This window comes from Myroides albus, from assembly GCF_024722315.1.
In the GTDB taxonomy this organism is placed as follows: domain Bacteria; phylum Bacteroidota; class Bacteroidia; order Flavobacteriales; family Flavobacteriaceae; genus Flavobacterium; species Flavobacterium album_A.
Genome location: NZ_CP102754.1, coordinates 2,860,556 through 2,871,160 on the forward strand (window position 1 = coordinate 2,860,556; position 10,605 = coordinate 2,871,160).

At 34.5% G+C, this 10,605-nt stretch carries 13 protein-coding genes; 6 read left to right on the top strand and 7 right to left on the bottom strand.

All coding sequences use genetic code 11. The features are described 5' to 3' along the window. The first annotated feature begins 6 nt into the window (after positions 1-6). Positions 7-333 carry a DUF6787 family protein gene (locus NWE55_RS12925; RefSeq protein WP_155092286.1) on the top strand — a complete coding sequence of 109 codons (327 nt, stop codon included), beginning with the start codon at positions 7-9 and terminating at the stop codon, positions 331-333. A 107-nt stretch (positions 334-440) separates the two neighbouring features. Here the strand turns inward: NWE55_RS12925 and NWE55_RS12930 are convergent, their stop codons facing one another. The 3 genes from NWE55_RS12930 to dnaA all read right to left on the bottom strand — a co-directional run bounded on the left by NWE55_RS12930 (position 441) and on the right by dnaA (position 3,150). Then, a complete protein-coding gene (locus tag NWE55_RS12930) occupies positions 441-1,166 on the bottom strand; it encodes an SAM-dependent methyltransferase (RefSeq protein WP_160339202.1) in 726 nt (241 codons plus the stop codon). Between the two features lie 83 nt (positions 1,167-1,249). Next, complete coding sequence (locus NWE55_RS12935) at positions 1,250-1,708, bottom strand: low molecular weight protein-tyrosine-phosphatase (RefSeq protein WP_258204160.1); 459 nt, start codon at positions 1,706-1,708, stop codon at positions 1,250-1,252. Then, on the bottom strand, positions 1,708-3,150 hold the full coding sequence (gene dnaA, locus NWE55_RS12940; protein WP_160339200.1) for a chromosomal replication initiator protein DnaA: 1,443 nt from the start codon (positions 3,148-3,150) through the stop codon (positions 1,708-1,710). The genes NWE55_RS12935 and dnaA overlap by 1 nt, the downstream gene beginning before the upstream one ends. Before the next feature lie 185 nt (positions 3,151-3,335). Here dnaA and NWE55_RS12945 point away from each other — a divergent pair, with 185 nt between their 5' ends. Further along, entirely contained in the window at positions 3,336-3,737 is a 402-nt protein-coding gene (locus NWE55_RS12945) for an acyl-CoA thioesterase (RefSeq protein ID WP_258204161.1), read from the top strand. A gap of 75 nt (positions 3,738-3,812) precedes the next feature. Then, positions 3,813-4,553: a hypothetical protein gene (locus NWE55_RS12950; protein WP_258204162.1), complete on the top strand. Its 741-nt coding sequence runs from the start codon at positions 3,813-3,815 to the stop codon at positions 4,551-4,553. 79 nt (positions 4,554-4,632) lie between these two features. Here the strand turns inward: NWE55_RS12950 and NWE55_RS12955 are convergent, their stop codons facing one another. Next, a complete protein-coding gene (locus NWE55_RS12955) occupies positions 4,633-5,205 on the bottom strand; it encodes a GNAT family N-acetyltransferase (RefSeq protein WP_258204163.1) in 573 nt (190 codons plus the stop codon). A 378-nt stretch (positions 5,206-5,583) separates the two neighbouring features. Between NWE55_RS12955 and NWE55_RS12960 the strand changes: the two genes are divergently transcribed. Then, positions 5,584-6,057 (top strand): DUF7832 domain-containing protein, encoded by a 474-nt coding sequence (locus tag NWE55_RS12960; RefSeq protein ID WP_155092279.1) that lies wholly within the window; start codon positions 5,584-5,586, stop codon positions 6,055-6,057. Between the two features lie 75 nt (positions 6,058-6,132). Here the strand turns inward: NWE55_RS12960 and NWE55_RS12965 are convergent, their stop codons facing one another. Continuing rightward, positions 6,133-6,759 (bottom strand): IMPACT family protein, encoded by a 627-nt coding sequence (locus tag NWE55_RS12965; RefSeq protein WP_155092278.1) that lies wholly within the window; start codon positions 6,757-6,759, stop codon positions 6,133-6,135. Between the two features lies 1 nt (position 6,760). Then, positions 6,761-7,828 carry a bifunctional diaminohydroxyphosphoribosylaminopyrimidine deaminase/5-amino-6-(5-phosphoribosylamino)uracil reductase RibD gene (gene ribD / locus NWE55_RS12970; protein ID WP_258204164.1) on the bottom strand — a complete coding sequence of 356 codons (1,068 nt, stop codon included), beginning with the start codon at positions 7,826-7,828 and terminating at the stop codon, positions 6,761-6,763. A 45-nt stretch (positions 7,829-7,873) separates the two neighbouring features. Between ribD and prmC the strand changes: the two genes are divergently transcribed. Further along, positions 7,874-8,716: a peptide chain release factor N(5)-glutamine methyltransferase gene (gene prmC, locus NWE55_RS12975; protein ID WP_155092276.1), complete on the top strand. Its 843-nt coding sequence runs from the start codon at positions 7,874-7,876 to the stop codon at positions 8,714-8,716. Between the two features lie 142 nt (positions 8,717-8,858). Continuing rightward, positions 8,859-9,353, top strand: coding sequence for a hypothetical protein (locus NWE55_RS12980; protein ID WP_155092275.1), 495 nt, complete (start codon positions 8,859-8,861; stop codon positions 9,351-9,353). Positions 9,354-9,405: 52 nt separating this feature from the next. On the opposite strand, the gene NWE55_RS12985 is transcribed toward NWE55_RS12980, so the two are convergent. After that, positions 9,406-10,605, bottom strand: coding sequence for an efflux RND transporter periplasmic adaptor subunit (locus NWE55_RS12985; protein WP_258204165.1), 1,200 nt, complete (start codon positions 10,603-10,605; stop codon positions 9,406-9,408).

The following is a 10,605-nucleotide window of genomic DNA, read 5'->3' on the forward strand; positions in this document are numbered from 1 at the left end:
TAAATAATGGAAAAGTTAAAAAAGCGTTGGGGACTAACTTCTAATTTTCAGTTAGTCATTGTTTTTATTGTTTTTGCTATTACTGGGTCTACAGCTGCAATTGTATCCAAGCCAATCTTAGCTTTTTTAGGTATAGAACGTGGGGTAATGCATCCAATACCATATTGGATTTTGTATATCATCATCATTATGCCTGTATATAAAGTTCTTCTTGTTACTATAGGTACTATTTTTGGTCAGCACACTTTCTTTTGGAACTTTGTCAAGAAAATGCTAAGGGGAATGCGCCTTGGATTTTTGCTTCCGAAAGAGAAACAAGAAAAAGAAAAATAAGAAACAATATTTATTAATCATATAGTAAAAGAGCTCGATTTATCGAGCTCTTTTACTATGGTGTAATTATGTGATATCTTCTAATTGATTGGGGTAGTTGCGTATAATTAATTCTTGTGGATGATAAAAATACATGGTCGTTTGTGTAAATCCACTTTTGTTTTTTTCCAAAGTGAAACTGGTTTGGTTTGTATAAATTCAGTTTCAAGTGTGATGTCACAAGCAACACATATCAGCGTGTTTGGGTTTAGTATTTGACACATGTCCTGTAATAGCTGATTGTTTCTATATGGCGTTTCAATAAACAATTGAGATTGATTTCTCTCTAAAGAGATTTTCTCTAAGTTTTTCAATGCGCTTTTCTTTTCTGATTTGTCAATTGGGAGATAGCCATTAAATGCAAAGCTTTGTCCATTCATTCCAGAAGCCATAACCGATAATAGAATAGATGAAGGTCCTACCAGAGGAGTGACTTTAATATTCTTCTTGTGTGCTAAATCAACAATGACTGCTCCTGGATCAGCAACTCCAGGACAACCCGCCTCGCTCATAACTCCAATGCTTTTGCCTTCTAACAAAGGTTTGATATAGTCTTTGTACTGGCTAATCTCTGTGTGTTTGTTCAGTGGGAATAAGATTAATTCAGATTGCTTTTTTTCAGGGCAAATACTCTTGATAAAGCGCCTTGCAGTTTTTTCGTTTTCTACAATAAAGATATCGAGCATCTCGATTGCTCTTTTTACAGTTTGCGGTAAAACATCTAAGGGGTTAGTGGTTTCTCCTAATGTAATCGGTATTAAATATAGTGTACCGAAGTTTGTATTATTATCCATTGGTGATTTGAAGTCTTTTGAATTGCCAAAGGTATGAATAAAAAAAAAGGAAGAAAATTACTTTCTTCCTTTTCTCTATATATCTAAGATCTTAAATCTTTGGCAATTACTTCACAAGTTTCATTTAGCATTCTAAATACGTTGTAAAAACCTCCTGGTCCTCCAAAATAAGGATCTGGAACTTCTTGGTCTTTACCTGGATTAAGCTCGTTTAAAATCAATTTGACCTTTGCTTTAGCCTGGTCATTTGGAGCTAGTTCAATTACATTGTCAAAGTTAGATTGATCCATTACATATATGCGGTCAAAAGTATCAAAATCTTCAACTGTAAACTGACGTGCTCTTTGATTTGTTAAATCAATATTGTAATTCTGTGCGACTTCAATTGATCTTGGGTCTGGTAATTGTCCTACATGCCAAGCGCCTGTACCAGCAGAGTCTACTAAGAAATCTTCTTTGGGAAGTTTTGATTGTAGTATTGCTTCTGCTAAAGGTGAGCGGCATATATTACCCAAACAAACCATCAAGATCTTTGCCTTCATTACATATTGAATTTCAAGTTGATATCGTCGTGGTATTTTTTGAATTCTTTATCTGTTTCAATTAGGTTGTCTATTGTCTTACAAGCGTGTAATACTGTAGCGTGATCACGACCACCAATTTGAGAACCTATACTCGCTAAAGAAGCTTTTGTATATTTTTTTGCAAAATACATCGCTAATTGTCTAGCTTGAGCAATATTTCTTTTTCGCGTTTTAGATCTAAGTGTCTCAGTATCGATTTCAAAATAAGAAGATACAACTGTTTGAATAAAGTCAATTGATATCTCTCGTTTGACATTTTTAACGAATTTCTCAACCACTGAACGAGCAAGATCAAGAGTTACTTCGCGTTTGATGAAAGACGATTGAGCAATTAAAGAAATAATAGCTCCCTCTAATTCACGAATATTTGTTGATACGTTTTGTGCAACGTATTCAATGATTTCTTGAGGCATTTCTACACCATCTCTGAATAGGATACCTTCAACAATTTTTACTCTTGTCTCAAAATCAGGGTGTGATATCTCTGCAGATAATCCCCATTTAAAACGAGATAATAAACGTTGTTCTATATCTTGCATCTCTACAGGAGCTTTATCAGAAGTGATAATAACCTGTTTTCCATTTTGGTGTAAATAGTTAAAGATGTGGAAGAATACTTCTTGAGTACCAGTTTTTCCAGATAAGAATTGGATATCATCGACAATTAAAACATCAATTAATTGATAAAAGTAGATGAAGTCATTTCTTGTGTTTTTCTTGATAGAGTCAACAAATTGTTGAGTGAATATTTCTGCTGAAATATACAAAACAGTTTTGTCAGGATAAAGTTCCTTGATTTCAACACCAATAGCTTGTGCTAAGTGTGTTTTACCAAGACCAACACCTCCGAATATCAACAATGGGTTAAATGAAGTTCCTCCCGGTTTGTTAGCAACAGCTAAACCAGCTGAGCGCGCCAAACGGTTAGAGTCCCCCTCTAAGAAATTATCAAAAGAATAGTTTGAATTTAACTGAGATTCAATTTTAACATTGCGAATACCAGGTATAACAAAAGGATTCTTTAGTTCAGGGTTTTTGTTTTGAATTGGTACGTCTAATTCTTGTGGCTTAAGTGGACTTCTTTGAGCACTTGGTAATTGTTCTGTAAAAGGCTTTTTATTACTTTTTGTAGATTCCATTTGAATCTTGTATAGTAATTTCGCATCTGGTCCTAATTGCTTAGTCAGTGCTACTTTAAGAATTTTTACATAGTGCTCTTCTAACCACTCATAAAAGAATTTACTTGGTACTTGAATACACAAAGAATTTTCTTTGGTCAATTCAATTGCCTTAATAGGCATAAACCAAGTTGTAAAAGCTTGGTCTTGAATATTATCCTTTATGAATTCCAGACAATTGTTCCATACAGATTCAGCTGTCATGTTTGTATATTCACGCATTTTTGGTTAGAATTAAAAAACAGTTACTATTTTTGAGTGATTTATGGGGGTAGAAATCGCATTTGATTTCGATGACAAATATGTGAACAATTTTTGGGATAAAAAAACTTTTTAGGCATTGTAAAAACCAAAAAAAATTGGTAAGTACTTAAAATAAATAAATAAACAAGCAATCTAATTGATATATGAAAATATTTGATACAAACGTGCGTGTACGCTACGCTGAGACTGATAAAATGGGTGTTGTTTACCATGGAAATTACGCGCAATATTTTGAAATTGGGCGAGTTGAGTGGCTTCGGAACTTGGGAGTTTCTTACAGGAAAATGGAGGAGCTTGGAGTGATGCTTCCTGTGGTTAGTTTGTCAATGAATTACAAAAAAGGAGCTAAGTATGATGATAATCTTACAATTAGAACAATCTTTAAAAAAGCTACAGCGGTGAAGATCGAATTTGACTACGAATTGTACAATCAAGATGGCGAGTTATTAACAACGGCTAACTCGGTTTTAGTGTTTGTCAATATGCAAACCGGTCGTGCTTGCGCTGCACCTGATTATGTAAGTGAGCGAATAAAATTATTATAAAAACTACTATTTTTTTAATTTGTTTTTCATTCGCAATAAACGAAGTATTTAGTTATATTTACAAAAACAAACGATATGAGATCAGGAAAATGGCTACTTGTTGTAGCTACACTAATGGTTAGTTCTACTTATGCTCAGAAGAAAGCAATGATTGATGGGCGCGCTCGTCTTTTAGATGGTAGAAGTGTACCAGTTACAATTGAAAATAGAAGTAGTAAAGAAATAGCTGTTGTTGACCAAACAGGATATTATATGATTACGGCTCAAAAGGGCGATACGCTTCGTTTTACCAGTAAGTTTAGTGTTACCTCTGATTATGTAGTGGAGAAACAAGATATTAAAAAAGGCAGGGTGAATGTTGTTTTGGCTAAACCAGGACAAAATTTAGAGGAGATTATCATTATTAAAAAAGATTTTGGTCCTGACTTTTTTGGCAAGTCTGACGAACAAATTCTCTCACCAGCAGAGGCTAATTATTCACGTAGAAATACCCTTACAAGTGCTACCCCAAGTGGAGGACTTGGTATTAGCGTGGATGCGTTGGTGAATCTTTTTTCAGGACAACGCAAAAAAGATAAAGAGGCTATTGTATATGAACGCTTAGAAATCATTGTTAAGGATTTTGTTGAGAAGTATCCAAAAGAAGATTTGACAAAAGATTTGAGTATCCCTTCCGAACAAGTTGATGCATTCTTATACTACTTGGCTGCTCAAGCTGATATACAAAAAATACCAGTTGATCGCTCAGAAGGATATCAATTGCTTTTAGCGCAATACTATGATGAGTTTTTAATCTTTACAGGATTAAAACCATAAAAAATATAAAATACCAAAAAAAAAGAGTCTTTACAAAAGGCTCTTTTTTTTGTCTACAATGCGCGCTTGATTATTTTTATTAAAGTGTTTCTGATTCACTTAGTGGTTTATATTCAGTTTTTAGTTTAGAATATACTATTGAATCTTCCCATTTTCCATTTTTAAAGAAATGATTTCTTAATTGGCCTTCTTGTACAAAACCAAATTTCTCAATCAGTCTTAGTGAGGCTTCATTGTTTGGACCAATAAAAGCTTCAACTCTTTGTAAGTTCATTTTTTCAAAACCATAATCTAATACTCTAGTCAAGACTTCTGACATAACACCTTTTGCTTTATATGAATTATTATATAATGCGTAGCCAATTTCTGCTCTATCGTGCTCTAAATACCAGGTATGATAACCACAGTGACCTATTGCTCTATTGCTTTGCGTATCTGTGATAATAAACATAAGATAGGATTTATTGTAAGTTCTAAAACCATGTTCTGCTTTTTTGCGCTCCGCTAGTATTTCCTCGGGTTCTATTCCTAAGAATTCTACTAATTGCTTGTCAGTAGCATTTTTAAGAAATTCTTGGTAATTATCTGGGGTTAATTTGTATAAGGTAAATCTTGGTGTGTATAATGATTCAAATATTGTTTTGTCAAACATGCGTGTTTATTTAAATAAATGTAATGCAAAAGTATCTATTTTAGAAGAAGTTTGTTATTATTCAAGTGTAATTACCTATTGAATTCTTACCAATAGCGTTTGTATAAATTATTCAAGGGATGTATACTTATCATATATATTTGTAATGGTTTTACATTCTATATTTCTTTTATAGAGATAATTAAAGGGAAAAGTTAATTAATGTTTACCAAATTATATAACTAGAACAAGCGATTAAGTAGCTACTTAATCGCTTGTTTACTTTTATACCTTGTCTGGTTATGTTGTTTTTTACAAGTGAGTTTTTGTGTAAAAAGACATTTTATAAATATCGCAATTATTGCTAAATTTGATTAAATCTAAGAAAATAGATAGCCTATGTCTAAGTATGACGATGCCTCTTGGCATTATGGAGGGGATTACCCTCAAGGATTAGCGGACGAGTGTGCTGCAACGCATATCGGGATGTTTTTAAAATGGTGTATTGAAAAGAAACTATATTCTCAGGAGTTGTTTGAGGATTCTGAGCAGGAGATTGAAGAATTGTTAGAAGGTGAATTAACAGGAGCAGAGTTTCTCTTGGAAGTTTGCGATGAAAAGTTTGTGTCTTATGATTTAAATGAACAAGGAAACGCTTTTGCAAAAGCCTATTACGATGAGGATACAGCTTTTACTGCCAAGTATAATTCTTATTTGGAAGACTATACAAGCGTGTTTAATCAAAAAGCTCATCAAGCAAATCAACATTTTGATAGTATATATCATGTAGCTGACACACAGGAGAATTATTTATTAATTAAAACTGTTATTGACAAGCGATATATAGAATGGTTGGCTTATATGAGTGAGTAATCAATGTAAGATTATAGCTGGCTAAAACAAAAAGCAGAATTAACTCAGGTAGTTAGTTCTGCTTTTTGTTTTGCATTAGTAATCCTCATCTTCTGGTTCTATAACCTTTACTTCGTAAAATGGAACGAAAGCTTCTAAGGCTTGTTGGTATTCACTCTTTCGTATCGATAGCTCAATTTCGCAACTCATCTGCATGTTTTGAGCGATAATAGTAAGGTTTTTTTCTTTGATAACGCGCATTACATTATTCATGTCCTTGTATTGGAATCTAACCTTGAAGTTTTTATCAATTGTCTTTTCGATAATATCTGCTACTTCCATAGCCATTTGCGCCGTAGCTCTATAGGCAGTAATTAGTCCACCAACTCCGAGCTTGACTCCTCCAAAGTAGCGCACAACCACAATAAGGATATCCGTTACCTCAAAGGATTGTATTTGTCCATGTATAGGTGCTCCTGCTGTATTGCTGGGTTCTCCGTCATCGTTGGCGCGATAGTAAACTTGTTCTGCACCTAATTGAAAGGCATAACACCAATGTCGTGCATTGTAGTGCTCTTTTTTTATGCGCTCGAGAATTTCCTTTACCTGCTCTTCATTTTGAATAGGGAAGGCATAGCCAAAGAACTTACTGTTTTTTTCCTTGTATAATACTTCTTGTGTCGGTTGACTTATTGTTTTATATGAATCAATTGTTTCACTCATTTTATCGGGTAACGATCTTTAGTGTATCACTTAGTATGTGATGTTGGTTTAATGTTTTAAAGGTGTTGAGCACAGGTGCTTTTATCCCTTGTTTTAAAGTAGCTTGTCCTACAAATATACGAGCTTCATCCCACAAATCACTGTCTATAAAAGATTGTAGGGTTTGTCTTCCTCCCTCTATTACTACTGAGAGTATATGGTGTTTGTACAAAATATGGCAAATTTGCTCAGGGAGATTCTCCTGAAAGTTTGCATATTCAAATATTGTGTTCCCTTGAGAGATCATTTCTTTATTTGCAGTTATGCAAATTGTCTTTACTTGATTATTTCTAATGGCAAACTGCTGGTCTATTTTTGCGGCTTTGTCGATGTATACGCGAATGGGGTTTTGCCCATACCAGTGCCTTGTTGTTAGCTCGGTATTGTCTGTTAAAACAGTATTAGTTCCAACAAGGAAAGCCATTTCTTCGCTTCTCCACTTGTGCACTAATTGTTTAGAATAAGTGTTTGAAATCCAAAAAGGACGTTGTTTCTCTTTGTGTAAAGGTGCAATATACCCATCACTTGTTTGGGCCCATTTTAGAATAATATAAGGGCGTTTGTTTTGATGAAATGTAAAAAAGCGTTTATTGCTTTTTTGACAAGAATCTTCTAATACACCTACAGTGACTTCAACTCCTGCCTCTTTCATTTTTGCAATACCCTTTCCACAGACTTTAGCAAACGGATCTACTGTGCCAATGACTACTCTGGGTATTTGTTTTTCGATAATTAAATCGCAACATGGAGGGGTTTTTCCAAAGTGACTGCAAGGTTCAAGACTAACATAGAGCGTACTTTCTTTAAGTAGCTGTTGGTTTTTAACCGAAGCAATTGCATTGGGTTCTGCGTGTGGTCCTCCGTACAAAGATGTAAACCCTTCGCCTATAATCTTGTCATTGTGGACAATAACTGCTCCGACACTCGGATTAGGCATTGCCGCATAGGTTCCTTGCTTGGCAAGTTGAATACATCTATAAATATATAATTCGTGTTTCTCCAAAATTGATAAAACTGTATCTTTGAGCAAATTTAAACTTTTTAGCTAAAACATATTTGTTTTTAGCCTTTTACTATGCAGATTAAGTTATTTAAACAGCAGTTTATAGAATCTCTCTCTACTTTGTATGATTTAAGTGAGGCAGAGCAGATGTTCTTCATTGCCTTAGATGAGATAGAGGGAAAATCGAGAATAGATTTGATTATGAATCCCGAGTTACAAACTCAGCAACAGGAGCGTTGGCAAAGTGTCTTACGAGATTTAATACAGGAAAAACCCATTCAATATATCTTTTCAAGGGCGTATTTTTACGGAATGACCTTTGAAGTGAATCAGTATACCTTGATTCCGCGAAGTGAAACTGAGGAGTTGGTAGAGTGGATTATCAATAGTGTAGCACAGGATAGGCAAGTCAGTATATTAGATATAGGAACGGGAAGTGGTTGTATTGGCATTACATTAGCAAGTGAATTGCCAAAGGCTAAGGTTACTTTGATGGATGTGTCAAAGCAGGCTTTAGATACCGCTAAAGCAAACGCAATTAGAAATGGCGTTAGTGTGCAAACCATTTTGCAAGATGTCTTGGCACTAGATAGACTTGAAGGTCAGTATGATATTATTGTATCAAATCCTCCTTATGTTCGAAACCTTGAAAAAGTTGAAATACGCAAGAATGTACTCGACTATGAACCTCACTTAGCGCTTTTTGTTAAAGATGAAGATCCTTTGATTTTTTACCGTAAAATCGCTCAGTTAGCCAATGATAATTTGGTTAAATCAGGTATGTTATTTTATGAGATAAACCAATACTTAGGACCAGAAACAGTAGACCTATTTAACAGTTTGCAGTTTGAGCAAATTGAGCTTCGAAAGGATATGGTTGGTAATGACCGCATGATTAAAGCAGTGAAGTATTAGTATTTTTTGTTAATAGTAGTAGAAATACATCTGATAAGTTAACAAGAGAGTCAAAAGCGAAGAAAAAAGTATAGCGTTATTTGTTGTGTATATTGACTTGTACATAAATATATCTACCTTTACTTTGTTAAACCAATAAACTATGAGTACACAGTATCAAATAAACGAAAGACAGTTATTGCTGAGAGTTAAAAAAGCACCTTTAGCAATACGAATTATCCTTTATGTCATTGCTATAGCAGGAATACTATTGCCAATAATCGCGACGGTAAGTGCTATATTGCTACCTACAACAACAATGTCCATAGTCAATATTATTGTCATGACTGCTTTACTGTTTATCAGTTTGTTTATTTTTAGATTGGCGATTTGGAATACAAAAGGGGAAGAAGAATTCTATTTTGCAGACGATCACGTATACTATCAAGCGAATTACGGTTGGTTTAAAGACAAGAGAAAACGCTATAATTTAACTGATAAGGCTATTTCCTTCGAGATCCGTTCAATTGGAAGTTCCGATGATCACAAGGGGGTTTTGCTGATGCAGTCTGGCACTAAATTATTTGGAAGTGCTGTTAAGGTACCTGTTGAAGATTTAAAGATTATAATTGCGCATATTAAGCAGTACTATAAATAGATAAAAATAAAGGTCGGATAATTCCGACCTTTATTTTTATAGTTGTTTTTAATTAGTGAGCATGACCTCCGCCACCTTCGTTTTTAATCAAGTGGCTTTGGATATAGTAAGCACCTTGGATAGCTATTTGCGCGTCACCTGGCAATTTTTCCATTAATGTTACTTGGGTATATCCCAATTCAGAAACTCCTGTTTTGACTTCTATACGCTGAAAGTGGAAGTGATCCGCCTTAAGTCCAGCTTCTTCTTGCTCAAGGACAAAGACAAATTCTCTACCATCCGCTTTTACAATAGCATCATTCGGTAAAGCATCAACCGTGCTTTCTCCGATGTGAATAAGTGCATTGACATATAATCCTGGGATTAGATTTTCGTTAATCTCATTGATGTTTGCGTGTACAATAACAGTTTTTGTACCAGCTTCAAAAGACTTTCCTATGCTGAAAATTGTAGCTGTAATCTCACTCTTGTTAATGTTAGTAAGATTAAATGATACTTTTTGGCCTACTTGAATATTAGGTAAATCCTTTTCATAAACCATAAGGTCTAAGTGAATCTGGGAGTTATCCACAAGTGTAAATAGGGATTGCCCTTGGGAGATATTGCTTCCAATCTTAACAGGCATAGTAGCGATATTTCCTGAAATAGGCGCTAAGATACGCAGTGAAGTAGCTGAGGCTCCAGGTTGAAGGTTTACCAGCTTTAGTCTATTGCTCAAAGATTGGAACTTAGCACGTTCGATATTCAAATCTGATTTTGTTTTTTGATATACCTTTTCAGAGTTCACGTTTTCTGCTCTGAGTGTCTGTTGACGTTTATATTCGAGTTCTAAGTACTCTAAAGTATTTTTAGAGATTTGATATTCCTCTTGTAGCTGTATAAATTCAGGGCTATCAATTAAGGCAATGACTTGACCTTTTTTTACTTTATCTCCCAGGTTTACCATAATTTGAGTAACTGTACCACTTAAAAAAGAAGACACTTCAGCTTGACTTTGTGCAGGTAGTTCTGTTTGCCCATTCACGCGGATAATATCACTGAGGTTTTTCTTTTGCAGTGCTCCCAATTTTATATTAGCTGCTTTAAATTGTATCTGGTTTAGTTCTACCTCTTTATTTTGGGATTCTTCTTTCTTTGCAGAGGTTGATTCTTGATTGCTCTCGTGGTCTGTGTGGTCATCCTGAGTATTTCCCTTGCAGTTCCAAAGTGTAAAAGACAAGGCAAAAACTAAATATATAATTGATTTGTTCAT

Bases quoted from the DNA above. Each gene is read 5' to 3' on its own strand.
- NWE55_RS12925 (WP_155092286.1), top strand. From the start codon at position 7: ATGGAAAAGTTAAAAAAGCGTTGGGGACTAACTTCTAATTTTCAGTTA.
- NWE55_RS12985 (WP_258204165.1), bottom strand. From the start codon at position 10,605: ATGAACAAATCAATTATATATTTAGTTTTTGCCTTGTCTTTTACACTT.
- dnaA (WP_160339200.1), bottom strand. From the start codon at position 3,150: ATGCGTGAATATACAAACATGACAGCTGAATCTGTATGGAACAATTGT.
- NWE55_RS12930 (WP_160339202.1), bottom strand. From the start codon at position 1,166: ATGGATAATAATACAAACTTCGGTACACTATATTTAATACCGATTACA.
- NWE55_RS12980 (WP_155092275.1), top strand. From the start codon at position 8,859: ATGAGTACACAGTATCAAATAAACGAAAGACAGTTATTGCTGAGAGTT.
- prmC (WP_155092276.1), top strand. From the start codon at position 7,874: ATGCAGATTAAGTTATTTAAACAGCAGTTTATAGAATCTCTCTCTACT.
- NWE55_RS12960 (WP_155092279.1), top strand. From the start codon at position 5,584: ATGTCTAAGTATGACGATGCCTCTTGGCATTATGGAGGGGATTACCCT.
- NWE55_RS12935 (WP_258204160.1), bottom strand. From the start codon at position 1,708: ATGAAGGCAAAGATCTTGATGGTTTGTTTGGGTAATATATGCCGCTCA.
- NWE55_RS12950 (WP_258204162.1), top strand. From the start codon at position 3,813: ATGAGATCAGGAAAATGGCTACTTGTTGTAGCTACACTAATGGTTAGT.
- NWE55_RS12955 (WP_258204163.1), bottom strand. From the start codon at position 5,205: ATGTTTGACAAAACAATATTTGAATCATTATACACACCAAGATTTACC.
- NWE55_RS12965 (WP_155092278.1), bottom strand. From the start codon at position 6,759: ATGAGTGAAACAATTGATTCATATAAAACAATAAGTCAACCGACACAA.
- NWE55_RS12945 (WP_258204161.1), top strand. From the start codon at position 3,336: ATGAAAATATTTGATACAAACGTGCGTGTACGCTACGCTGAGACTGAT.